The sequence below is a fragment of the Rhizobium hidalgonense genome, from assembly GCF_002914525.1.
GTDB lineage: Bacteria > Pseudomonadota > Alphaproteobacteria > Rhizobiales > Rhizobiaceae > Rhizobium > Rhizobium hidalgonense.
Genome location: NZ_LODW01000127.1, coordinates 125,623 through 150,284, shown reverse-complemented (window position 1 = coordinate 150,284; position 24,662 = coordinate 125,623). Strand labels below are relative to the sequence as shown.

Genomic DNA, 24,662 nt, shown 5'->3' with positions numbered 1-24,662 from the left:
CGTTGCGATTTTCATGGTCGGAAGTGATAGACAGAAAATTTCGCAGCGTCAACGCATGACGCGATAAAAAACTACCCCCCGCTGGCGTCCCGACAAATCGATAGGATGAAGGATTTGTTAAAGGATGGGCTTTATCCTTAGGCCCCATTGCAAGGAGTAGCCCTTTGCTCAACAACGACTTGCGCATGTCAGCCACGGCAGGCGATCACGATCGCCGCGATGGCCATGCGCCGGGAAATCGCTTTCTCGGCCGCGTCGTTGCGTGCAGCGGCTCGCGGGCAACGATTGCCGCCGTCGCCGAACAAGGCGGCACCGATCTCACCGAACTTTGGTCCGTCGGCCGGCTGATTTCGATCAGCGTCGGCCGCAACCGTGTCGTTGCCCTCGTCTATCAGATGAACACCGGCGGCCATGCCTGGGGCGAAGGCCAGGACAACAATTTCAAGATCGAGACCGAACTGCTCGGCGAAGTCCGTGTCGATGAGGACGGGCGTGAGGAATTCTCCACCGGCATTTCGCGCTATCCCTATCTCGGCGCCATCGCCCACCGCATCCGCTCCGCCGACCTGATGCGCATCTACGATGCCGGCGAGGGTACGACCGCCATCATCGGCAAGCTGACCCAGGACGAAAGCATCGACGCGGCGATCCACATCCCCTCGATGCTCTCCAAGCATTTCGCCGTCGTCGGCTCCACCGGCGTCGGCAAATCGACGGCCGTGTCGCTGCTGCTGCACAAGGCGATCGCGGCCAACCCAAAGCTGCGGGTGCTGATCCTCGATCCGCATAACGAATTTGCCGCCGCATTTCCAAAGCACGCCGTCACGATCGACACCGATACACTCGACCTGCCCTTCTGGCTGATGCGGCTGGAAGAATTCGCCGAAGTCGTCTTTCGCGGCCGCCCTCCGGTGCCGGAAGAGCTCGACATGCTGCGCGATATCTTGCCGGAGGCCAAACGCGCCTTCCGCGGCAGCGACAATTCGCTGGTGCGTCGCACGACGGAAAAGAGCTCGATCACCGCGGATACGCCGGTTCCCTACCGCATGGCCGATCTGCTGGCGCTGATTGACGAGCGCATCGGCCGCCTGGAGGGGCGCTCGGAAAAACCCTTCCTGCGCTCGCTGAAGATGCGCCTCATCGCAGCGATCAACGATCCGCGCTATCACTTCATGTTCTCCAACAACACGATCAGCGACACGATCACCGAGACGATCGCGCAGATCTTCCGCATTCCCGGCGAGAATCGGCCGATCTGCACCTTCCAACTGGCCGGCATTCCCTCCGAGGTGGTCAACTCCGTCGCCTCCGTGCTCTGCCGCATGGCCTTCGAGGTGGCGCTGTGGAGCGAAGGCGCCATCCACATGCTCGTCGTCTGCGAGGAAGCTCACCGCTACATCCCCTCCGATCCAACGCTCGGCTTCGTGCCGACGCGCCAGGCGATCGCCCGCATCGCCAAGGAGGGCCGCAAATACGGCGTCTCGCTCGGGATCATCACCCAGCGGCCGGGCGAACTCGATCAGACGATCCTTTCGCAGTGCTCGACGCTCTTTGCCATGCGCCTCGCCAACGACCGCGACCAGGAAATCATCCGCTCGGCGATCCCGAATTCGTCGATCTCGACGACGAGCTTCATCTCCTCGATCGGCAACGGCGAGGCGATTGCCTTCGGCGAGGCAATCAGTGTGCCAATGCGCATGCGCTTTTCCCGCGTCGACGAAAGCCTCCTGCCGAAGGCTGCCAGCGCCAACAGCAAGCACAGCGAGGAAGATCCGGATACGGTCGATCTGCGCAAGATCGTCACCCGCATGCGCGCGGTGAGCGTCGGGCCCGACATTTCGAATTTCCAGCAGAGTTACGCTGCGTCCGCCGCAGTCCCCGACGAGGTTGAGGCGGCCGATGAGGATATCGACGCCAAGCCCTACACTCCGCCTGCCCCGTCGGCCGCGCCGCTCGAATCCTACCGGCGGGAACTGCTGCCGCAGACGCCGCGGCTCGACCCCGCCGCACCGCCAGCGATCGATCCCCGGCTGGACGCGCTCCGCCGCGAGATGCGCCGCGAAGAGCCGGTCTTTCCCCGGCCCGCACCTCCAGCCGACCAGCCCGCGGTCACCCGCAGGGAGCCCGGCACGTCGCTGCGCGAAAGCATTCTGAAAAAACCGCTGAGCGGCCTTTACACCAAGGATTGACGCTCCAGAGCTGCGAGCGGCTCGGCGACGTCGAGTACGCGTTGCCGCTCCGTCGGCCCAAGCGGCAAGAGAGGCCGCGGCAGCTCTGCTGCGGCCAGCAAAAGGTACTCGACCAGCGTATAGACTACACGGACGCTTCCGAATTCCTTGAACAACTTCCAAAGCGGCTCCAGCAGCCCATCGAGCCTGCGCGTCTCATTGTCGTCGCCTGCAATCGCCGCCTTGGTCAAGGCAAGGGCAGTACGCGGCAGCAGACCGGCGATGACGCTGTACCAGGCGTCGGCGCCCGAAAGCAGCGCTTCGGCCGCGCCCCAGTCGCCGCTATAGCCGATCGCGAGACCGGACTTCTCACGTAATACCGCGAGTTCCCCCCGCACATCGCCGTCGGCCGGCAAGGGCATCTTCACCGCCTTGATCGTCTCGATATCGGAGAGACGCTGCAGAAGGTCCCGGCTGAAGGTGAAATGCGTCGTACCGGGATTGTTGTAGATACAAAGCGGCAGCGTCACCGCCTTGGTGACCGCAAGGAAGTGCTGGTAGGCTTCTTCCTGGGTCAGCGGCGTATAGGACACGGGCGCAAGCAGAAGCGCGTCTGCACCAGCGGTCGCGGCATCCCTGGCGAGATCGACGGCATGGTCCGTCCTGAGAGCTCCGACGCCGACGACGATGGGAACACGACCTCTAACGCATTCGACCGCAGCTTGAACGGCGCGCAGTCGCTCCGCTTGCGTGAGAAAGGCGTAGATCCCGGTGCTGCCGAGAAGGCCTATGGAGGCGACGCCGGCGTCACACAGCGGTTCCAGCAGACGGCAGAGGGAATCGGTGTCCACGCGGCCATCCATATCGGCCGGCGTTGGCGGAAAGGCTGAAAGACCATGAAACGGCGAAGCTGAAGTCATGATGTGGTCCTCTGAAAGGCAGTCAATGTGAAAACAGCAGGCGCGATCCGGCGCCGGAAAGCGGGGGCGCGGCGCTCCTCATTCTAAACCGCCAGCCGTTCCCAGCTGTCGTCCATTTGGTTGCGGAACCATGTCATTTGCCGCTTGGCATATTGCCGCGTCGCCGCAGCACCCTTCTCCAGCACCTCGTCGCGCGTTATCCCGCCATTCAGCATCGCCGCAATCTGCGATACCCCGATCGCCTTCATAACCGGCGCCGTGGCCGGCAGGTCGAGCGCAAGCAGCGCCCTCACCTCGTCTTCCGCGCCCTGCTGCAGCATCTGTTCGAATCGCCCATTGATGCGCTGATGCAGCACTGCCCGGTCCGGCAGCACGACGATCTTGCGGGCCTCAGCACCGTCGATCACCACCGGTCCCGACCGGCCCTGGAAATCGGCGATCGACCGTCCCGTCGCCTTCACCACTTCAAGCGCCCGGACGATGCGCTGCCCGTCCTGGCGGTTGAGACTGGCCGCCATGGCGGGATCAGCCTCGGCGAGTTCCGCATGGAGACCCTCCGGCCGCTCCTCCAGCAGCCGGGTCCGCAGCTCCTCCCGCAGCGCCTCCGGTATCTCGGGCATATCGGAGAGACCGCCAGTCAGCGCCTTGAAATAAAGCCCGGTGCCGCCGACGAAGACCGGCAACTGTCCGGCCGCCCTCAGCGTCGGCAAGAGCGCCGAGACATCGCGCAGCCAAGCGCCGGTGGAATAGGCCGCACCCGCCGGCACATGGCCGTAGAGATGATGCGGCACACCCTGCATCTCGTCTTTCGACGGGCGCGCGGTCAGCACCCGCAGCGTACCGTAGACCTGCATGCTGTCGGCGTTGACGACCACGCCATCGTGGCGCTTGGCCAATTCGACGGCGAGCGCGGACTTGCCGCTGGCGGTCGGCCCGGTTATCAGGATCGCGTTCACTGTGCTCAGAAGGTTTTCCATCATGGCCCTCGTTGCCACGCTTGTTGCCAATCCGTCAAATCCCGTGCTGACACCCAAGATCGCCGAACAGGCGGCCGAGGCGGTCGACGCTTCCGGCCTCTACTGGCTGGCCGACGGTATCGCCTGCGATATCGCCTTGCGTGACGGCACGGATGCGCAAGCGGCCGAGGCCAATATTCTTGCCGTCATAGCGAGCGCGCCGATCGACCTCGTCATCCAGGAGCAGGAGACCCGCCGCAAGAAGCTGCTGATCGCCGACATGGATTCGACCATGATTGGCCAGGAATGCATCGACGAACTGGCCGCCGAAGTCGGCCTGAAGGAGAAGGTCGCGACCATTACCGCCCGCGCCATGAACGGCGAGATCGCTTTCGAGCCCGCTTTGCGCGAACGTGTCGCCCTCTTGAAGGGCTTGCCGATATCCGTCGTCGATGAAGTGATCGCCAAGCGCATCACGCTGACACCGGGCGGCCCGGAACTGATCGCCACCATGAAATCGAAAGGTCATTATACCGCCCTGGTCTCCGGCGGCTTCACCGTCTTCACCAGCCGCATCGCCGCCACCCTCGGTTTCGATGAGAACCGCGCCAACACCCTGCTCGAAGATGGCGGCATCCTCTCCGGCTTCGTCGCCGAACCGATCCTTGGCAAGCAGGCCAAGGTCGATGCGCTGAACGAGATTTCGGCTCACCTCGGCATTTCGCCTGAAGACGCGATCGCCGTCGGCGACGGCGCCAACGACCTCGGCATGCTGCACCTTGCCGGCGCCGGCGTCGCCCTGCACGCCAAGCCCGCCGTTGCCGCCGAGGCGCAGATGCGCATCAACCACGGAGATCTCACCGCGCTGCTCTATATCCAGGGCTATCGGAAGACGGATTTTGTGACACTTTGAAAGCTCCGCTCATCATCTCTGCGCGGTTACTAAATCAGAAACCCGGTCGATTGCGGTCCACCGGCACACTGTCGAATGCGTCGGCATGAAATATGGCGCAAACGCTCGCCCCAATCTCCTCATCCCTGTGCTCGTCACAGAGATCCAGCGCGCCCAAGTCCTTGGGCGGAGAAGATCCGGTAGCTCTCGAAACTCGTTCACCGCGCGGACTCGCTGTGGCTGGCTTCCTGTGACAAGCGCAGGAATGACGGAGGAGAGGTTGAGCGAGAACAGGAAGGCGGCGGCTAGTTGCCGCCCTACCTCCTATTCCATCGGCACCGCCACAAACCGCAGATCGCCATTCGCCGATGCGATCATCAGTTGGGCGTTGCGGCGGCCTTCCTGCTTCAGCGACTTCACCTTGGCGGCGACCGCGTCCGGCGACTTCATGAACTCCTGAGCCACCTCGACGATCACGTCGCCGGGCTTCAGACCCTTTTCGGCCGAAGCGGAGCCGGGCGTCACCTCCGTCACGACGACACCGTCGACGCTTTCCGCAATGCCGAAAGCCTTGCGCGTTTCGGCGCTCAAAAGCGACAGCGACAGGCCGAGCACGTTCTTCGGCGTGGCCGCATCCGGTGACACCTGGCCCTGGTGTTGGTCCGGCGCGGGCGCCCCCGGTGCGGGCTGGGCCTGATCGCCGGAATCCGGCTCGTCCATGTCATTATTTTCGCCGGGATCCGGGGTAATCACACCGTCATCCTGCGAACCGTCTGGCGCCGCGTCGCCGGATGCTGCCGCCTGATCGCTGTCCTCGAGCCGGCCGAGCTTCACCTTGACGGTCTGCTCCTTGCCGTCGCGCAGCACCACCACGTCGACTTCCTTGCCGACCGTGCTTTCCGCCACGACGCGCGGCAGGTCGCGCATTTCGCTGACGGTCTTGCCGTCGAACTTCAAAATGACGTCGCCCGCTTTGATCGAGCCATCATCGACCGGGCCGCCCTTGATGACGCCGGCGACCAGCGCACCCTTGGCGGTGTCGAGGCCGAGGCTGTCGGCAATATCGTCGGTGACCGGCTGGATGCGCACGCCGAGCCAACCGCGCCGCGTCTCACCATATTCGCGCAATTGATCGACGACGCCGGAGGCAAGTTCGGAGGGTACGGAAAAGCCGATGCCGATCGAACCGCCGCTCGGCGAAATGATCGCCGTATTGATGCCGATCACCTCACCCTTCATGTTGAAGAGCGGCCCGCCGGAATTGCCTTTGTTGATCGCCGCATCCGTCTGGATGAAGTTGTCATAGGGGCCGGCATTGATATTGCGGCCGCGCCCGGAAATGATGCCGACCGTCACCGAACCGCCGAAGCCGAAGGGATTGCCGATCGCCATCACCCAGTCGCCGATGCGCATTGTGCTGGAATCGCCGAATTTCACCGATTTCAGCGGCGACTTTGGCTCGACCTTCAACACCGAAAGATCGGTCTTGGTATCCGTGCCGATCAACTTCGCCTTGAGCTTCGAACCATTGGCGAAGTTGACTTCAATATCGTCGGCGCCCTCGATCACGTGGTTGTTGGTGACGATATAGCCTGTGGGATCAATGACGAAGCCAGAGCCGAGCGAGCTGACATTATGGTTGCCGCCCTTGTTGCCCTGCTTCTTGTCGAAGAAGTCGTTGAAGAATTCCTGGAAAGGCGAGCCGTCGGGCGCGCGCGGCGCCGGGCCGACGCCCTCGTCGTCCTTCACGTTCTGCGAGGTCGAGATGTTGACCACGGCGTCGAGCAGCCCTTCGGCGAGATCGGCGACCGAAGCCGGACCGTTGTTCGGCGCACCGGCCTGAATTGAGGGGGCCGGCTGTGGTGCAGCTGTTGCAGGCGGCGTGGGCACAGGAGTAGCCGGAGCGGGTGTAGCAACGCCGGGCGCTGTCGTCTCAGGCGCGATTTGCCCATAGGCCACCCCATTCATGCCGGCATGCGCAAGAATTGCAGCGCTGGCCATAAGCGCGAGCGTTCGTCTGAAGGGCGAGCGATTCGTGGGGGCCATTAAGCATCCTCATAGGGGGTAAATGCGCACATTGAGCACCAGCATAAGGCGGAATGATGGAGGGCGAAATCACCTTTTCGCGAAATCCCCGTGCAATGTGACGTCGCCTCGCAAAAGCCCGATTGTCTCAATCATTCCACGAAAAAAGGGCCGGCTCTCGGGCCGGCCCTTCGGAATCGTCGGGGATGCGGGTGGCGCCCCTTGCCGTTAGTTCGCCGGCTGGGGGGGTGCTGGCGGAGCAGCCGCGCCGGGAGCTGCCGCAGCCGGATTTGTCGGCGCTTTCAGGGTGCCGGCGGCATTGTCGAAATAACGGAAGAATTCCGTATTCGGCGACAACACCAGCGTCGTGTCCTGCGATGATAGCGCTGAGGAGTAGGCGGCCATCGAGCGATAGAACTCGAAGAAAGCCGGATCCTTGCTGAAGGCGTCCGCGAAGACACGGTTGCGTTCCGCATCGCCTTGACCGCGCAGGATTTCCGCGTCGCGCTGGGCACCCGCGGTAAACTCGACGACCTGGCGGTCGGCGACGGCCCGGCGCCGCTGGCCTTCTTCATTGCCCTCCGCGCGGATGCGCTCGGCTTCGGCCAGGCGTTCCGAGCGCATGGCGTTGTAAGTGTTGGGCGCTACCTCGGGAGAAAGGTCGGTGCGGCGGATGCGAACATCGTCGATATGCAGGCCGAGATTTTCGGCATCCGTGCGCAGGTCGTCCCGGATCTCCAGCATCATCGCGACACGCTCTTCCGAGAGCGCTGCATTATAGTCGCGCAGACCGTAGACGCGGCGAAGCGATGAATCGAGCTGCGCCCTCAGCCGCGCTTCCGCAGCCTCGCGATCGCCCGATACCGTTTCGCGGAAGCGGCGAACATCCGAGATGTTGTAGATCACGAAGGCATCGACGTCGAAGGTCTGGCCGTCCTGAACCTGAACGCGGATATTGTCGAGATCGAGCCTCAGCGCCTGTTTTTCGACCAGCTGGACGCGGTCGGCATCCATGAAGCCGAAGGGCAGCTTGAAATAGATGCCGGGCTCGGTCTTGACCGACTGAATCTGGCCGAAGCGGACGACGATCGCCTGCTCGCGTGCATTCACCACGAAGATCGACGAATAGAGCCCGACCAGCACGATGGCGAGGATGAGGAGAATGATGGGAAGTCTGTTCGATGTCATGGTTCAACCTCCCTGCTGAGCCGGCTTGCTGAGCTCATTGAGCGGCAGATAAGGCAACACACCCTGCTTCTCGTCGATGATGACCTTCTTCGAGCTCTTTAGTACCTGTTCCATCGTTTCGATGAACAGCCGCTTGCGGGTCACTTCGGGAGCCTTCGAATATTCGTCGTTGATCGCGCTGAAGCGCTGTGCCTCACCTTCGGCCTCCTTCACGACACGGTTCTTGTAGGCGGCTGCATCTTCACGAATTCGCGCCGCATCGCCTCGCGCCTGGCCGAGCTTCTGGTTCGTGTAGCGGTTGGCGTCTTCGATCGTGCTGTCGCGGTCGCGGCCGGCACGCTGTACTTCTTCGAAGGCATCGGCGACTTCGCGCGGCGGCGCCACGTTCTGGATCGTCACGCCGGTCACGGTCACACCGGCGCCATAGCGGTTCATCGTATCCTGCACGATATTGAGCACATCCACTTCGATCGGCTGGCGATTGCTGCGGAAGGCATCCTGCGCCGGACGACGCCCGACAATTTCGCGCATGGCGCTGTCGGAAACCTGCTGCAGGGTCTCTGCCGGATTTTCGACGTTGAAGAGATAGGCCTTCGGATCACTGACCGTGTAGAAGACGGCGAATTGCACGTTGATGACGCTCTTGTCGCTGGAGAGCATCAGGCCGTTCGAAGAGGATGCCGAGGTCGCCCCGATATTCAGCTGTTGCACGGTCACCTTGACCGTCTCGACGCTTTCCATCGGCCAGAAATGGAAATGCAGGCCGGGCATCGAGATCTCTTCCTTCGGCTTGCCGAACCGCAGTTCGACGCCGCGTTCGTCCGGCTGCACCACGTAGACGCACTGGATCAGCCAGAAGATGGCAACGACCGCCGCGACGATCACCGCCACGCCGCCGTTGAAACCGCCGGGCACGATATTGCGCAGTTGGTCCTGTCCGCGCCGGATAATGTCTTCCAGGTCAGGCGGTCCGCCCTTGCCGCCGCCACGCGGGCGGTTCGGCCCCTGGCCCCATGGTCCCTGATTATTACCGCCGCCGCCGCCCCAAGGGCCGCCGCCGCCATTCTGATTGCTCCAGGGCATCAAAACCTCGTTGTTCGTTAAGTCTTCCACGCATCCGGAACCGTGGGGGCTGACCGGCGGGTGCGTTGGTGACCGTTATAGGTATCGCCGCATCGGCTTTCAACGCAACGTGAGAAACTTGGTCAATTTAATTGGAAAATAGTTCATTTTCAGGCGCGTCGGCGTTCATAGACAACGAAGTGCGTGGGATATGTATCCTTCTCGCCGGCAGGAACCGCGATCGCCTCCCCGGCCTGCCAGATATCGGCATCGATCGCAGGAAACGACGCATCCCCGGCGAGATCGGCCTCGACATGGGTAATGCACATCCGGTCGGCATGGCCGATCGCCTGGGCGTAGACCTGCCCGCCGCCGATAATACAAATCTCGTCGGCGCCGCTTTCGCGCGCCAGCTTTTCGGCCGCCGTCATCGCCTCGGACAGCGAATGTGCCGTCTGCACATCTGGATGGTCTATCGTCGCCTGCCTGGAGATTACGACATTCGGCCGCCCCGGCAGCGGCTTGCCGATTGAGTTGTAGGTTTTGCGGCCCATCACCACGGGCTTGCCCAATGTCAGCGCCTTGAAGCGCTTGAGATCGCTCGACAGCCGCCAGGGCATATCGCCGTCGCGGCCGATGATGCCGTTACGGGCAACGGCGACGATGATGGTCTTCAGAATGTCGGCCATGGAATATCCCGGATCAGACGGCGATCGGCGCCTTGATGCTGGCATCCGCCTCGTAGCCGATCAGCTCGAAATCGTCGAAGGTGAACCCGAAGATATCCTTCACATCGGGGTTGATGCGCATGAAGGGCAGTGGCTTCGGTCGGCGCGCCAATTGCAGCTTCGCCTGGTCGAAATGGTTGTGATAGAGATGGGCGTCGCCCAGCGTGTGGACGAAATCGCCGGGTTTCAACCCTGTCACCTGAGCCACCATCATCGTCAGAAGCGCATAGGAGGCGATGTTGAAGGGCACGCCGAGGAAGATGTCGGCCGAGCGCTGGTAGAGCTGGCAGGAAAGCTTGCCATCGGCCACGTAGAACTGGAACAGGCAATGGCAGGGCGGCAGCGCCATCTGGTCCACTTCGGCCGGGTTCCAGGCAGAGACGATGTGGCGGCGCGAATTCGGGTTGTGGACGATGCCTTTGACGAGATTGGCGATCTGGTCGATATGGCTGCCGTCGGGCGCCGGCCAGGAGCGCCACTGGGCCCCGTAAACCGGCCCGAGCTCGCCGTTTTCGTCGGCCCATTCGTCCCAGATCGAAACGCCGTTCTCCTTGAGATAGCGGATATTCGTCTCGCCCTTCAGGAACCATAAAAGCTCGTGAATGATCGAGCGCAGATGCAGCTTCTTGGTGGTGAGTACCGGAAAGCCCTCTTCGAGGTCGAAACGCATCTGATAACCGAACACCGATCGCGTGCCGGTGCCGGTGCGGTCGCCCCGGTCGGAGCCCTTTTCCATTACATGGCTAAGCAGATCGAGATATTGCTTCATGGCGCGCTGATTCCGTTTCGGCCAATTTAAGCTCCTGGCAGCAGGAAACCAATCACCGGCAAGCATTTTCCCAATGTTTCTGATGGGGCGCATAACGCTTTTATGACGTTTGCTCTTTCCTTGGGCTGAGGAAACCACTATATCAGCCTTGCCGGCTTTCGGGCCGGCTATGGCGATAAATGAGCGGTGTAATAAACCTATTGGACCCGGGGGCGGTACCCGGCGCCTCCACCAAAAACCGGCGGTCCGGAAGGCCGGCTTTTGATGGGGGCGAAACAGGATCGACAAGGGTGTAAAGATCGTCTTTTTGCTCGGCATTGTACCGCCGTTATCGGGCTAAAATTGTAGTTGCAAACGACAACTATGCGGAAGCTCGTCTCGCTGCTTAATCGCAGTGTGACACTTCAAATCAAGCCCTAGTGGTTCGCACCTCTAGGCGGGGTCCGAAGGCACCTGGCAACAGAAGCCTTCACCTTCTCCCTGCCGCCGAAATCATGTATGCTGTTGAAAAACGTGACTCGGCTCCGGCCTTTCCCAAGGCGCCCGGACGTGGCATATAACCTTGTGAAAAGACTTCCGAACCGACGAAAGACAGGAAAAGCATGGGGCAGGACCATATCCGCTACGACATTCTGGCACAGGATGCACTTCGCGGCGTCATTCGCAAAGTTTTGGCGGAAGTCGGAGCGACGGGCCGCCTGCCCGGCGACCATCATTTCTTCATCACCTTCCTCACCGGTGCTGCCGGCGTGCGCATCTCCCAGCACCTGAAATCGAAATATCCCGAGCAGATGACCATCGTCATCCAGCACCAGTTCTGGGACCTGAAGATCACCGAGACGCATTTCGAGATCGGCCTTTCCTTCTCCGACGTTCCCGAAAAGCTGGTCATCCCGTTCAATGCGATCCGCGGCTTTTACGATCCCTCCGTCAATTTCGAGCTCGAATTCGACGTGCCGCTCGCCGATGGCGAGGAACTGCCGTCCGGAGAAATTACCGCCTACCCTGTCGACGCGGCTGGAAAGCCGGATGAGGCCGCCGGTGCAAAACCTGCCGATGGCGAAGAGAAAAAGCCGGGCTCCGTCGTCTCGCTCGACTCCTTCCGCAAGAAGCAGTGATTTGAAGGGAGGCAAAGCCTCCCTTTTTCATAAGGATTCTGGCCCCGAAATGAGTGCCGAGATCGTCAATCTGCGCCAATTCCGCAAGAAGCAAGCCCGCTCCGAAAAGGAGGCGCAGGCCGAACAGAATCGCATTTCCTTCGGCCGCACCAAGGCGGAAAAACAACTCACCCGCAGCCTGAACGAAAAGGCCGACAAGGCCCATCGCGACGGCCGGCTTGAGACCGATGATGACGGCGCGTGAAGCTTTCAAGCAAAGCTTGAACAGCCGGAATGGTTCCTGTCGTGGCCTCTGCACGCTTTCAGGCGACAGCCATTGAGATCAGCCACTTGCGCGGCTTCCTTGAATCGATCTGCCAACCAATCAAGGTGTGAAGCCGCTTCATGATCCGCAAGCATTCGGCGACATTGCACGGCCATCGCACCAGTTTTTCGCTGGAGGATGAATTCTGGACCGAGCTGAAGACGATCGCCGCCAGTCGTTCGATGCCGCTCGCCGCGCTGATTTCCGAAATCGATGACCGTCGGCCGCCGGACAGCAATCTGTCCTCGGCGCTGCGGCTCCACGTGCTGGCCTGGGCGAAGGCCGCCGCCAACCCCCAGCCGTAACGCGGGGACTGCTCCCATGTCGCTCGAAACACGCGGCACTTTGGGAGCAGGAGGTCAGCGAACCAAGCGGCTAGCGGCCCGGAGGGATTAAACTCGATCCGCTATTGCGCCTGGACGCCCGGCACCTGGTCGAAATTGAGCGAACCGGGCGGTCCGCTGCGTCGCGCTGCTTCCGCCTCGGCGGCAGCCCTCGCCTGCTCATCCGCCTTGGCTTTGGCTTCCGCCGCGCGTGCAGCCTCCGCCTCGGCAGCAGCCTTCTGCGCGGCGGCTGCCTGCGCCAACGCGCGCAGCCGCTCTTCCTCCGCCTGCCGTTGTTGCTCGATTTCGGCCGCCTTGATGCGCTGGGCGTCGTTGAACCGGTAGAGCGCCGCCTCGCGGCGCAGCCGCTGCTTTTCGAGCACAATTGCCTGCAGCCGCTCGACGCGGCGGCGCTCGCGCTCGAAGGCGCGCAACGACAGATAGCTGGTGATATCGGTCACATCCATCGTCTTGCCGGGCGACGGCAGCATGCCGGAAAAATTCAGCCTGAGCGCCGGCTCGGCGCCGGAAAGCGCTTCTGCGCCTGGATTGAGCCCAACCCCCAGCGTCGCGCTGATCCGTTCCTCCGGCAGCGCGATCTGCGCATCGGCGGTGATGCGGGCGAGATCGTTGGCGATGGTGACATTCTGCACGCGCAGCGTCCCGTCGGTGATATTGAAGGGGATGCCGAGCGGCGGCAGCTTCGCCTCGCCGTTGCTGAGCAGGGTCTCGACGATCGGATGCACCTTGCCGGCATTGATCTGCTCCTGCATCGTATCGGTCGCGGCAAGCAGCGGCGGAAGGATGGAAAGGTTCAGCCCGCGTATGCTGGTATCGCCGAGCCTCAGATCCCCCGAACCGTTCAGCGAACTGGCGATCTCGGCGATCGTCTTGCCCGAGGCTTCCATCGACAGCGACAATCCGAATTTGCCATTGGCGATCGGCGCGCCGTCGCGCAGCCAGACGACGCCGGCAAGATCGGAATCGGCAAGCGCGAGCTTCGTCTGCAGGAAACCGGTGCCGTCGGCATTGGTGAACAGTAGATTGCCGGAGAGCTTTCCGCCGTCCCAGTTGCCGGCCATGTCGTTGAGCTGCAGCTCGTCGCCCTTGTAGGCGACGTTGCTGGTGAAGTCGGTGACCGCCGTTTCCGGCAGACCGGGCCAGAACTGCTTGGCCGTCAGCTTGACCTTGACGTCGAGATCCTTGAAGACGGGCAGCCCGAGCGGCGCCGTCGTCAGCGCGCCACTGGCGGGATCGACGATCTGACCGAACACCGCCTCGCCAAGCCAGCCGGCATCGGCCTTGGAGAACGTCAGCTCTCCGTTAGCCGTCGTCTTCACAGCCTTCCGGTCGAAGCTCAGCGCGCCTGAAAACTCGTTGTCGGCCGCATGCCCCTTGAGATCGGAAAGGACGATCTTGTCGCTATCGACATCGGCATCGACCTGCAGGCCGAACGGCAGCCCGGCTCCCGTCTGCGGCAGGGCGATCCCGTTCATGATGAGATAGGGGTCGAGATCGGCGCTGTCGAGCGAGAGTGCGATCTTGCCGTTCATGAAAGTCTCCGGCCGGACATCGACCTTGCCGTTAGCGGTGAACGAGGTCCGGTCGGTCGCAAAGGTCAGTGCAGCGTCGGCGGGATCATTGCCCGATGCCTTGACCTTCAGCGTCAGGCGGCCGTTGGCGCCGACATCGACCGGCAGCGGGTCGAGCCCGGCCTGGCCGAACAGGACCGACGGCACAGCATTTTCGAGCGTCGCCTCGAGGCTCGTCGTACCGTTGCCAGTCAGCGCCAGGAGATCGGACATGCGGTAGTCGAGATTGACGCGGCTGCCGTTGGACACGCCGGCAAGCGTCACCGTCAACGCATTCCCCTCATCGCCGCCCAGCGTCAACGCGCCGCGCAGCGCCGTATTACCGTACCAACCGGCATTGCGCACCAACCGGTCGAGCGCCGGGTGACCTGGCAGGTGCTCGCGCAGCATGGTGAAAAAGCCGCCGGGATCGGCCGATTTGAAGGTGATCTCGCCCGCACCCTTGTAATCGAGTAGCGAGCCTTCCGCCTTGCCCGTCGCCGTCAGTTCGGCGCCTGCAATATTCTTGATCGCCAGCCTGTCGACGGCCAGTGCCCCGTCGGCAATCGTGAAGGTGGTATCAACATTCTCGGCCTCGACGCCGAAGGCGGTGAACTTGTCGGCTTTGAGCTGGGCGGCGATCCTGTGGTCGAGCACATTGTCACCGGCATCCTGGCCGGTCATGAGCCCGCTCAGCGCCTGCAGCGCGTCGAGATCCAGCGTATCGCCGTTCAGCGCCACCGACAGGGTCGGCGTCTTACCCTCGATCGCCTGCCGCTCCAGCCTGCCCTTCAGGGTCGCCGGTCCGATGGCAATCTCAAGATTTTCGAAACGCTGCAACTCGTGCGTCAGGCTGACATTGGCAGAAAAGCCCGCCTGTCGTAATTGCCTGATGGCCGGATCGACCGAGCCGGCAAGCCAGGAGGCAAGCCCCGTCGGCTGGCTGGAGGCGACCACGATCTGGCCGTTGAACGAGGCCTCGCCCTGAAGCAGGAGTTTGCCTTTGCCTTCCACCTGCGTGCGCCCCGGCAGCGTGCCGGTGGCGCTGTCGATCATCCAGCCGGTGCCGGCCGGTTCGAGCTCCAGTTGCACGTCGCGCAGCGTCGTATCGCCGGCGACGATCGCCGGCAGCTTGACACTTGCCTTGCCCGGCACCTGCGGGATCGGCACCTGCCCGATGACATCGATCAGCGAGTTCAGTCGCTGGCGCGCCGAAACCGCCGCATCGCGCGTCGTCTTGCCGGCCGCGCCCTGATTGCCGATGCGGTTGACGTCGATCTGCTGCCCGTCGGCTGTCAACAGGAATTCCGGCGCATTGCCGGTATCGAGCGTCGCCTCGCCCGATATGACGTAGGGGTCGTCCGTCGGCCCGATCTCCATCCGGTATTCGGGAATACGGATGCGTTCATTGGTGAGCTCGAAGCGGCCCTTGACGCGTGGCGGCTGCTCCTTCTTGTTGGCGGGCTTGGCGCTGTTGCGGTTTTCGATCGCCGCCGACAGCTGCCCCTGATAGTTCGGCTTGCTGTCGACGAGCTTCAGTTCACCATCGAGATCGATGCTGACGGGGTGACTGTCCGGCGAAAGCTTTGTGCGCATGCGCAGCACGCCCTTTTCGTCCGGCTGACTGCTCGAGATCAAAAAGCTGCCGTGCTCGCCGTCAAGCGCCGCATCGCCCTCGATGCGCCACGGACCGGCCAGCGACTTGGCCGACATTTCCGCGTTGAGGCCGGTGATGCGACGGGAGCGGCCGGACTGGTCGTCGATGAACTCGACTTCGCCGCCATTGACATGCACGTTTTCGAGAACGACGTTTTTCGCCGGTATTTCGGCGCGGCTGCCGCGCATCCAGTCGAGCGTGCCGTCCTTGAGCAATCTCAGACGCACCTTCGGATTGACGACGCGCATGTCGAAGATCAGCGCCTCGCCCGACAGGAAAGGCGCAAGCTCCGCATCCATGGAGAACTGCTCGACCTTGACGATCGGCGTGCCGTCCGCTTCCTGGCCGACGCGCACGTCATGCAGCGTGACCGACGGAAACGGCAGGAGCCGCGCATCCACCGTGCCGTAGACGGTGACTTTCTTGCCAATGATGCGGCTTGCCTGATCCTCGAAATTCTTGCGGAAATCCGTCCAGTCGATGAACAGCGGCGCAAGCAGCGCCACAAACAGCACTACGACGATCACTCCCCCCAGAAAGACGAGGAACCGGCCTACCAATGCAAGGATTCTCCATTCGGGAATATCTTGCTGACACTAGCGCTATTCATATCGGGGGCAAGGCCCAAGTTCATGAGAGTATTCCGTTTTCAGCCATGGTGAAAAATCTTGCCGGGATTGAAGATATTGTCCGGATCGAGCGCCTGTTTCACCTGTCGCATCAAATCCACCGTGCCTCCCAGCTCCTGCTCGAGGAACGCCATCTTACCCTGCCCGATCCCGTGTTCACCGGTGCATGTGCCGTCCATGTCGAGCGCCCGCCGATTGAGCCGCTGCACGAAACTCTCGGCCTTGGCGATGTCTTCGGCGCTTTTGTCATCGAACAGCAGCAGCACATGGAAGTTCCCGTCGCCGGCATGGCCGACGATCGGGCCGAGCAGTCCATGGGCCTCGATATCGGCCTGCGTTTCGGAAACACAATCGGCAAGCCGCGATATCGGAACACAAACATCGGTCGAAAGTGCGGCAAGCCCGGGCGCCAGCGCCCTTGCCGACCAATAGGCATCGTGGCGCGCCTTCCAGAGCTTCGTACGTTCCTCGGCATTGGCGGTCCATAGGAATTCGCCCCCGCCGCATTCCGCCGCGATCTCGCCAAAGGCTGCCGATTGCAGCGGCACCGTCTCGTCGGTACCATGGAATTCGAGGAAGAGCGTTGGGCTTTCGGCATAGGAAAGCTTGGAATAGGCATTGCAGGCCCGCATCTGCATCGTATCGAGCAGTTCGATGCGCGCCACCGGAATACCCATCTGGATCGTCATGATGACGGCATCGCAGGCAGCCTTCACGCTCGGAAAGGCGCAGGCACCGCCGGCGATCTTCTGCGGAATCGCCTGCAGGCGCAGCGTCACCGAGGTCAGGATGCCGAGCGTGCCCTCGGCGCCGACGAAGAGTCGCGTGAGATCGTAGCCGGCTGAAGATTTGCGGGCGCGCCGGGCCGTGCGGATCTCCTCGCCATTCGCGGTGACGGCGGTGACGGCAAGGACATTGTCCTTCATCGTCCCATAGCGCACGGCATTGGTGCCGGAGGCCCGCGTCGAGGCCATTCCGCCGATCGAGGCATTGGCGCCGGGATCGATCGGGAAAAACAGGCCGGTATCGCGCAGATGGATGTTCAGCGCCTCGCGCGTCACACCCGGCTCGACGGTGCAGTCGAGATCCTCGGGATTGACCTCGAGCACCCGATTCATGCGGCTGAAATCGATCGAAATACCGCCATTTGCGGCATTGACCTGGCCCTCCAGCGAGGTACCGACGCCGAAACCGATCACCGGCACCTTATGGGTCGCACACGCCCGGACCGCCGCCTTCACGTCCTCGGCACTTTCGGCGAACAGTACACCGTCCGGCAGTTGGGGCGGGATGTAGGTCGTCGTGTGGGCATGCTGTTCGCGAAAGGATTGGCCAGTCTGAAAGCGCTCGCCGAAGCTCTGCTTGAGAAGGCCGAGCACGGCTGATATCCCCGCCTCGTTGCGTGTGCCGGCTTTCGCGTCCTTCAGCGCCATCCCTTTGACCTCCCTGCTACAGCGCCGCGCGTCTCTTCAGACGCGCAAAGGACGCTGTAGAACTTTCAAATTGCTGCATAATTTCATCCCTAAATCGATTTCGATTTAAGGAATTATGCAGCAGGCTGGGTATGCGGCAAGTCAAAGCGGCTGTCCAGTTAAGAATGGCAGAAGATTTCATTCCCCTTTTCTTATACGCCCGTCCGGAGCCTAGACGATCGGTGGGTTGAGCCGCGCAAAACCCTCCTGCCGCCGATAGGGGAAATAGGGATAGGGCGCCGTCACGGCGCTGACGGCGTCGAGCCTTTCGACTTGCTCCTCGGAGAGGTTCCAGCCGACCGCGCCGAGGTTCTGCCTGAGTTGCTCCTCGTTGCGGGCGCCGATGATGACACTCGATACCGTCGGTCGGCCAAGGAGCCAGTTGATCGCGATCTGCGGCACCGTCCGGCCTGTCTCCTCCGCAATGCTATCCAGCACCTCGACGATGTCGAACAGCTTTTCGTCGTCGACGGGCGGGCCGTATTGCGCCGTCTCGTGCAGCCGGCTTTCCTTAGGCAGGGGCTCTCCGCGGCGGATCTTGCCGGTCAGCCGTCCCCAGGCGAGCGGGCTCCAGACGAGGGCGCCGACGCCCTGGTCGGCGCCGAGCGGCATCAGTTCCCATTCGTAATCACGCCCCGCCAGCGAATAATAAACCTGATGGGCGACATAACGCGGATGGCCGTGGCGCTCGGGGGCGGCGAGCGATTTCATCAGCTCCCAGCCGGCAAAATTGGAAACGCCGAGATAACGGATCTTGCCTGCCGCAACGAGGCCGTCGAGCGTCGAAAGCACTTCTTCCACCGGCGTCGAGGCATCGAAAGCGTGAAGCTGCAAAAGGTCGATGTAGTCGGTGCCCAGCCGGCGCAGCGCATCCTCCGTCGCGCGGATCAGCCGCGCCCGCGATGTTCCCCAGTCCTGCGGTCCCTCGCCCATCGGCAGTGCCGTCTTCGTCGAGATCAGCGCGGCATCGCGCCGGCCGCGGATCGCCTGGCCGAGCACTTCTTCGGAAGCACCGGCCGAATAGACGTCGGCCGTGTCGAACAGAGTGACACCGGCTTCGAGGCAGATGTCGACCAGCCGCCGGGCCTCCCCGGCATCGGTAGTGCCCCAGGCCCCGAACAGTGGACCGCTGCCGCCGAATGTGCCGGCGCCGAAGCTCAAGGCCGGCACCTTGAGGCCGGATGCGCCGAGATTTCTGTATTCCATGGATCTGTCTCCTTCGTTTCCACTGAGATAGACCTTGGTCAATTGGTGATATAGATTGCCTATGAGCAAATCATCTGTGACTTGAATTCATCATGAGCCGTCAGGACATCAATCGCTCCGGCGAAATGGAAGTCTTCGTCAGCGTCGTCGAGCGCGGCGGTTTTTCCGCGGCCGCTACGGCGCGACGCATGACGCCGTCGGCCGTCAGCAAGCTCGTCGCCCGGCTGGAAACACGCCTCGGCGCTCGCCTGGTCAATCGCTCGACGCGGAAGCTGCAACTGACGCCGGAAGGCTGCGCCTTCTATGAGCGCAGCATCGCCATCCTTGCCGATATCGCCGAGGCCGAGCGCCAAGCCTCGACCGGCGAGGAAGCCTCGGGCCGCATCCGCATCAACACCAGCGGCTCCTTTGGAAATCATGTGCTGGCGCCGCTGGTGCCGGCCTTCATGGCGCTTCATCCCGCCGTGACGCTGGATATTTCCCATACCGACAGAATCGTCGATCTGATGGAGGAGCGCGCCGACGTCGCGATCCGAGCCGGCCCCTTGAAGAATTCCAGCCTGATCGCCCGCAAGCTCGGCGCCACCGGCAAAATCATCGTCGCCTCGCCGGATTATCTCAAGCATCACGGTGAACCGCGTAGCGTCGCCGATCTCCACCGCCATTGCCGCATCGGCTTTTCCTATGCCCGCGCCGTCGAGGGCTGGCCGCTGCGCGAGGACGGCGAAACGGTATCGGTTCCGATCACCCCTGGCGTCCAGGTGGGAGACGGCGAAGCCATGCGGCATCTGGCATTATCCGGCGCCGGCCTTGCGCGGCTGGCAGCCTTCACCGTGCGCGCCGATATCGACGCCGGGCGCTTGACGCCGGTGCTTGATGAGGCCAATCCCGGCGATCTCGAAGAATTCTACGCTGTCTATATGGGCCAGGGCGGCCCGCTGCCGACGCGCGTGCGCGCCCTGCTCGATTTTCTCGCCGGCCATGTGCGCCTCTGATAAATTTCGCCCAAACCGCTCTCAAGCGACGACTTGGAAAAACAATAACTTGAAGCGGCCGGATGAATCAGTTTGGCATCCCCGCGGTCGGCGAGAAGCCAGATTTCGCAATTGACCGCGCGCCTTTCACCCACCTATACCAGACCCGCGCCAGCCGGTCCTTGCAGCCGGCCTCTCTTCGTCATGCCGGAGCTTCCTCCCATCTTCAGCCTCAGGGCTTGGCACCGGCCAGGAAAGATACGGGGATACATGCCATTCAGCGACGCACGCCGCCTGTTGCGGGATGCCGGCCTGTCGAAATGGGCGCTGCTACTCGCGCTTTCCACAGCCTTCACCATCTTCCTCGAACTCTTCGCCCTGCCCGCCTCGCTGCTGATCGGGCCGATGGTGGCAGCGCTCCTGCTGGCGCTTACCGTCGGCAAGGGAAAGCTCCGCGTGCCCTTCTGGCCGCTGCAGTTCGGCCAGATCCTCGTCGGCCTGATGATGGCGCGCACCATCACGCCCGACATACTCGGCACCATGGCAAAAGACACGCCGCTTTTCCTGCTGTTCATCTTCTCGGTCATCGCCATCGCCACCGGCCTCAGCTGGCTGCTGACACGCTGGCAGGTGCTACCCGGCACGACCGCGGTCTGGGGGTCTTCGCCCGGCGGCGCCTCCGCCATGGTCATAATGTCGGAAGCCTATGGCGCCGATGCCCGCCTCGTCGCCTTCATGCAATATCTGCGTGTCGTCTTGGTTGCCGTCGGCGCCTCGGTGATCTCGCGTCTTTGGGTGGCGGCCGACGGCGCCGAACCGCCGCCGCTCATCCTCTTCCCCGCGGTCGACTGGCCGGCCTTTGCTGCAACGATGGCGTTTGCGGCCATCTGTGCCTATGGCGTGCGCCGCCTGCGCATTCAGGGCGGCACGATCATCGTACCGCTCTTTCTCGGCGCATTCCTGCAAGGCGTCGGCCTCTTGAAAATAGAGTTGCCGATGTGGCTGCTCGCAGTCGCCTATGCGCTCGTCGGCTGGAGCATCGGCCTGCGTTTTACCCGTTCGATCATCAAGCATGTGGCGCGCGCCCTGCCGAGAGTCTCCGCCTCCATCCTTCTCCTCATGGTGATTTGTGGCTTGATGGCAATGGCGCTGCACAAGTTTGCCGGCATCGATCCACTGACGGCCTATCTCGCCACCAGCCCCGGCGGCGCCGATTCCGTCGCCATCATCGCTGCCGCGAGCGATGTCGACGTGCCCTTCGTGATGGCGATGCAGACCGGCCGTTTCCTGGTGATCCTGATGATCGGCCCGATGCTGGCCCGCTTCATCGCCAGCCGGTCCGGACTTGCGGAAAATCCCGCATAAAGCGCGGGGCGGACTTGTGGGCGAGCGTTGCCCACTGCCCAGGTGTCATTCCATAGGCCTTCTTGAAATGCCGGTTGAGGTGGCTCTGGTCGGCAAAGCCGGTCGCCGCCGCCGCGTCCGAAATCCCCTCTCCTGCGCCGATCATGGCGCGGGCCCGCTGCAGCCGCCGCATCAGGAGATAGCGGTGCGGGCTGGTGGCGAAGGCCACCCGGAAATGCCGCGACAGCGCGAAACGGTCGAGCCCCGTCACCGCTTCCAGCTCGCCTGAGCATACCGCTCGGGTCGCATGCGCCTCGAGATAATCCCGCGCCGCCCGTGCCTGCCGCCAGGCGACAGCTCCGAGCGGCCGGCGCGGCATCTGGGCATGCCTGGACAGCCCGCCCGCCACCCTCGACACGAAATCGTCGACGAAAAGCTCGTCCAGCTCGCGATCGAGTTCGCCGAGTGCGGCAAGCAGCACACCCGCCAGCGCCGGATCGCCGATGACGGGTTCACCGATGAAAGGCAGGCCGACGCCATCGGCCTCCAGGCATTCGAGAAGCAGCGACGGCTCCAGGTAAAGCATGCGATAGTGCAGGCCGTCCTCGGTCCCGGCCCCGCCGTCATGCTCCTCATCGGGATGCAGCACGATCACTTGGCCCGGCAGGCTGAAACGTCGCTCGCCGCGATAGCGGAAAGTCTGCACGCCCTTCAGCGTCACGCCAAGTGCATAGGTGTCGTGGCGGTGCGGCTCGAAGGCATTGCCTGAAAACTGCGCCTCGATGCGCTCGATGCCGGGAAAGGCCGGAGCCGCCAGGATGGCGTTGCCGGACGGTCCCGCGCACAAACGTTCAAGACCTTCGAAGGCCTGTGGATGTAGATCCTGGCTCAAAGCGCCCGATACTCCATAACCCGAGGTGAAAGACAGTCAGATGTTTGATACCAAAATTGCCGTCGTCCTGCGAAACAATCTTGCCGGCTGGCAGAAGCTGAACGTTACCGCCTTCCTGATGACCGGCATCGCCGGCGGGCATCCCGAAATCATCGGCGAGCCCTACAAGGACCGCGCCGGCAATCTCTATAATCCGCTGTCGATCCAGCCGATCATCGTACTCTCCGCCGATGAGGCGGCGATGTCGACCATCCATCGCCGTGCGCTGGAACGTGACGTCACCGCCTCTCTCTTCATCGAGGAGATGTTTGCGACTGGCCATGATGCCGCCAACCGCGCCGTCTTCGCCGAATTTACGCCCGACGACGCCAAGGTGGTCGGCATCGCAATACGGGCCGAAAAAAAGATCGTCGACAAGATCACCAAGGGTGCGACGATGCAGCAGTAATAAAAACGGCCGGGCATAGCCCGGCCGCTTCAAAGACGGAAAAATCCGGCTCAGCCCTGTGTAATCGGCGCGATCTGGATCTCGACGCGGCGGTTCTGGGCGCGGCCGGCCTCGCTGGCGTTGGAGGCGACGGGCTGCGACGGGCCGAAACCGACAGCGGAGACGCGGCGCTGGTCGATACCCTGGCCGCCGAGATAATCGGCAACAGAAAGCGCGCGGCGCTGCGACAGGTCCTGATTGTGCTGCAGGCTGCCGGTCGAATCCGTGTGGCCGTTGACGTCGATCAGCGTGCGATTGAATTTGCGCAGCACGATCGCCACCGAATTCAGTGTCGGATAGAAGCCCGGCTTCACCGCGTCCTGGTCGACGTCGAAGGTGATGTTCGACGGCATGTTGAGGATGATGTTGTCGCCGTTGCGGGTTACCGAAATGCCGGTGCCTTCGAGCTGGGCGCGAAGCTCGGATTCCTGCTGGTCCATGTAATTGCCAATCGCGCCGCCGGCGAGCGCGCCGACACCGGCGCCGATCAGCGCCGCGTTGCGCTTACCGTGGCCGCCGCCGCCGACAGCCACGCCGACGAGAGCGCCGCCAAGCGCGCCAAGCGCCGCGCCACCCGCCGTATTGGAAACCTTCTGTTCGCCGGTATAGGGGTCGGTGGTGGTGCAGGCGCTGAGATAGCTTGCTGCAACAGCCAGAAGTAGGAATTTCTTGATCATGGACAGGATGGTCTCCGTTCGAAGCTGATGCGAGCAAATGGCAAGGATTGCGGCAAGAAAATGAAGATGCTCTCTTGATAAGGGAATTTCAGGCGCCAAAACAGCAGCCGTGTTGCGACGATGCGCTGATATCACCAGTTTTAGCAACTCGACTAAGCTTACAGCCGGCAGGCAAGACGGTCAGCCCTCATGGTGAGGAGGCCTAAGGCCCCCTCAGCCACGAGGCTGGTAAGGGCACACCACTCAGAAATTCCGGAACAGCTGCCGTACGGTATCGTAAGTGGCATTGGCGATGTTCAGAGATTGCAGGCCGAGCTGCTGCTGCGTTTGCAACGCCTTGAGCTTGCTCGACTCTTCCTCCATGTCGGCATCGACGAGCCGGCCGATGCCGGCGGTGTTGTTGTCGTGCAATTTGGTGGCAAAATCGTTCTGAAGGTTGATGCGTTTCTCCAGCGCGCCGAAGGCCGAGCCGACCGTCGTCAGCTGTGTCAGTGCCGCATCGACGACACTGATCATTTCGCCGATCTGTCCCTTCGTCGTGGCGGCCGAAAGCGAGATGACTACCTGCCCGGTGGTGGTACCATTCTTGCTTTCCATCAGCACATAATTCTGCGAGGCGCCAAGCTCGGTGGCGAAATGGGCCGATGTCAGTACGCCGTATTCCCCCGAACCGGTGGCGCGATCGTCGATCAAATAACGCGCGTCCTTGGAGGTCGTCGCCCCCACAGGCGTATTGTCGATATGGTAGGTCAGCATACCCACGGAGACCGTGCCGTCGGCATTGCGGATGAAGGAGGCCGGGATCTGGCGCGGCTGCGTCGGCGTCGCGTCGTTGTTGAGGATCACCCAATTATCGCTGTTGAAGGTTGCCGATTCCGAAACGCTGCGCAGCTGCTCCTGCAGCTGCTTGATCTCTTCGTTGACCTTGTTCTTGTCAATGCCGTCTTCGGTCGCGGCAACCAGCTTGGCCTTGATCTCGGAGACAACGTCGATGACGTTCTCGACGCCGGTATAGGCCGTGCCCATCGTCGCCGCCGCCATGCCGAGCGCATCCTGGATCGCCGAAACAGCCTTGTTGTCGGTGCGGGCGGTGGTGGCGACCGACCAATAGGCGCCGTTGTCGGCGGCTTTAGCGACACGCGTGCCGGTCGTGATGTGGTTTTGCGTGACCGTCATATTCCGGTTGATATCGCGCAGCACATGAAGCGCCGCGTCCACGGAGACGCGCTGATAAATACTCACGGGAACTAAACTCCAAAACGCAAACAGGACGCAAACTGCACAAGAAATGAACCGTTGC

21 protein-coding genes and 1 other RNA gene are annotated in these 24,662 nt (G+C 62.5%); 9 read left to right on the top strand and 13 right to left on the bottom strand.

The features are described from left to right. Positions 1-164: 164 nt before the first annotated feature. On the top strand, positions 165-2,189 hold the full coding sequence (locus ATY29_RS34175) for an ATP-binding protein (protein ID WP_003564823.1): 2,025 nt from the start codon (positions 165-167) through the stop codon (positions 2,187-2,189). Here ATY29_RS34175 and ATY29_RS34170 read toward each other — a convergent pair. Both ATY29_RS34170 and miaA read right to left on the bottom strand, forming a co-directional pair. Further along, positions 2,174-3,088 carry a dihydrodipicolinate synthase family protein gene (locus ATY29_RS34170; RefSeq protein WP_003564825.1) on the bottom strand — a complete coding sequence of 305 codons (915 nt, stop codon included), beginning with the start codon at positions 3,086-3,088 and terminating at the stop codon, positions 2,174-2,176. The two genes, ATY29_RS34175 and ATY29_RS34170, sit on opposite strands and share 16 nt — an antisense overlap. 83 nt (positions 3,089-3,171) lie before the next feature. Next, a complete protein-coding gene (gene miaA / locus ATY29_RS34165; protein WP_025416605.1) occupies positions 3,172-4,068 on the bottom strand; it encodes a tRNA (adenosine(37)-N6)-dimethylallyltransferase MiaA in 897 nt (298 codons plus the stop codon). Here miaA and serB point away from each other — a divergent pair. Next, on the top strand, positions 4,067-4,957 hold the full coding sequence (gene serB, locus ATY29_RS34160; protein ID WP_003564829.1) for a phosphoserine phosphatase SerB: 891 nt from the start codon (positions 4,067-4,069) through the stop codon (positions 4,955-4,957). The two genes, miaA and serB, sit on opposite strands and share 2 nt — an antisense overlap. Positions 4,958-5,260: 303 nt before the next feature. On the opposite strand, the gene ATY29_RS34155 is transcribed toward serB, so the two are convergent. From ATY29_RS34155 to ATY29_RS34135, 5 genes are all read right to left on the bottom strand, one after another. After that, positions 5,261-6,982: a Do family serine endopeptidase gene (locus ATY29_RS34155; protein ID WP_003564831.1), complete on the bottom strand. Its 1,722-nt coding sequence runs from the start codon at positions 6,980-6,982 to the stop codon at positions 5,261-5,263. Between the two features lie 207 nt (positions 6,983-7,189). Further along, positions 7,190-8,149 carry a protease modulator HflC gene (gene hflC / locus ATY29_RS34150; RefSeq protein ID WP_003564833.1) on the bottom strand — a complete coding sequence of 320 codons (960 nt, stop codon included), beginning with the start codon at positions 8,147-8,149 and terminating at the stop codon, positions 7,190-7,192. Between the two features lie 3 nt (positions 8,150-8,152). Continuing rightward, a complete protein-coding gene (hflK, locus tag ATY29_RS34145; RefSeq protein ID WP_003564835.1) occupies positions 8,153-9,232 on the bottom strand; it encodes an FtsH protease activity modulator HflK in 1,080 nt (359 codons plus the stop codon). A gap of 149 nt (positions 9,233-9,381) precedes the next feature. After that, on the bottom strand, positions 9,382-9,900 hold the full coding sequence (locus ATY29_RS34140) for a dihydrofolate reductase (RefSeq protein WP_097534140.1): 519 nt from the start codon (positions 9,898-9,900) through the stop codon (positions 9,382-9,384). 13 nt (positions 9,901-9,913) lie between these two features. Continuing rightward, on the bottom strand, positions 9,914-10,708 hold the full coding sequence (locus tag ATY29_RS34135) for a thymidylate synthase (protein WP_003564838.1): 795 nt from the start codon (positions 10,706-10,708) through the stop codon (positions 9,914-9,916). A 111-nt stretch (positions 10,709-10,819) separates the two neighbouring features. On the opposite strand from ATY29_RS34135, the gene ssrA reads away from it, so the two are divergent. The 4 genes from ssrA to ATY29_RS34115 all read left to right on the top strand — a co-directional run bounded on the left by ssrA (position 10,820) and on the right by ATY29_RS34115 (position 12,435). Further along, positions 10,820-11,182, top strand: a transfer-messenger RNA (tmRNA) gene (ssrA, locus tag ATY29_RS34130). A gap of 128 nt (positions 11,183-11,310) precedes the next feature. Continuing rightward, positions 11,311-11,826, top strand: a complete 516-nt coding sequence (locus ATY29_RS34125; protein ID WP_003564953.1) for an SspB family protein — start codon at positions 11,311-11,313, stop codon at positions 11,824-11,826. Between the two features lie 49 nt (positions 11,827-11,875). Beyond that, positions 11,876-12,070, top strand: coding sequence for a DUF4169 family protein (locus tag ATY29_RS34120; protein WP_003564956.1), 195 nt, complete (start codon positions 11,876-11,878; stop codon positions 12,068-12,070). Between the two features lie 140 nt (positions 12,071-12,210). Further along, the gene (locus ATY29_RS34115) at positions 12,211-12,435 is read left to right on the top strand and encodes a ribbon-helix-helix domain-containing protein (protein ID WP_003564964.1); all 225 of its coding nucleotides are present in this window, start codon (positions 12,211-12,213) and stop codon (positions 12,433-12,435) included. 101 nt (positions 12,436-12,536) lie between these two features. Here ATY29_RS34115 and ATY29_RS34110 read toward each other — a convergent pair whose 3' ends face one another. The 3 genes from ATY29_RS34110 to ATY29_RS34100 form a co-directional block, all read right to left on the bottom strand. After that, positions 12,537-16,241, bottom strand: coding sequence for an AsmA family protein (locus ATY29_RS34110; RefSeq protein WP_025416609.1), 3,705 nt, complete (start codon positions 16,239-16,241; stop codon positions 12,537-12,539). A gap of 89 nt (positions 16,242-16,330) precedes the next feature. Next, the gene (locus ATY29_RS34105) at positions 16,331-17,743 is read right to left on the bottom strand and encodes an FAD-binding oxidoreductase (protein WP_097534138.1); all 1,413 of its coding nucleotides are present in this window, start codon (positions 17,741-17,743) and stop codon (positions 16,331-16,333) included. 210 nt (positions 17,744-17,953) lie between these two features. Further along, positions 17,954-18,988, bottom strand: coding sequence for an aldo/keto reductase (locus ATY29_RS34100; RefSeq protein WP_097534136.1), 1,035 nt, complete (start codon positions 18,986-18,988; stop codon positions 17,954-17,956). Positions 18,989-19,080: 92 nt separating this feature from the next. On the opposite strand from ATY29_RS34100, the gene ATY29_RS34095 reads away from it, so the two are divergent. Beyond that, positions 19,081-19,983, top strand: a complete 903-nt coding sequence (locus ATY29_RS34095; RefSeq protein WP_097534134.1) for a LysR family transcriptional regulator — start codon at positions 19,081-19,083, stop codon at positions 19,981-19,983. 249 nt (positions 19,984-20,232) lie between these two features. Next, the gene (locus ATY29_RS34090) at positions 20,233-21,327 is read left to right on the top strand and encodes an AbrB family protein (protein ID WP_097534132.1); all 1,095 of its coding nucleotides are present in this window, start codon (positions 20,233-20,235) and stop codon (positions 21,325-21,327) included. Here ATY29_RS34090 and ATY29_RS34085 read toward each other — a convergent pair. Beyond that, positions 21,287-22,198: an AraC family transcriptional regulator gene (locus tag ATY29_RS34085; RefSeq protein WP_003564971.1), complete on the bottom strand. Its 912-nt coding sequence runs from the start codon at positions 22,196-22,198 to the stop codon at positions 21,287-21,289. The genes ATY29_RS34090 and ATY29_RS34085 overlap by 41 nt on opposite strands. A gap of 40 nt (positions 22,199-22,238) precedes the next feature. Between ATY29_RS34085 and ATY29_RS34080 the strand changes: the two genes are divergently transcribed. Then, entirely contained in the window at positions 22,239-22,646 is a 408-nt protein-coding gene (locus ATY29_RS34080) for a PTH2-like family protein (RefSeq protein WP_003564974.1), read from the top strand. Between the two features lie 50 nt (positions 22,647-22,696). Here the strand turns inward: ATY29_RS34080 and ATY29_RS34075 are convergent, their stop codons facing one another. After that, entirely contained in the window at positions 22,697-23,362 is a 666-nt protein-coding gene (locus ATY29_RS34075) for a YiaD family glycine zipper/OmpA-like lipoprotein (protein WP_003564977.1), read from the bottom strand. A gap of 243 nt (positions 23,363-23,605) precedes the next feature. Beyond that, positions 23,606-24,604, bottom strand: coding sequence for a flagellin N-terminal helical domain-containing protein (locus ATY29_RS34070; protein WP_097534130.1), 999 nt, complete (start codon positions 24,602-24,604; stop codon positions 23,606-23,608). Positions 24,605-24,662: the final 58 nt, after the last annotated feature.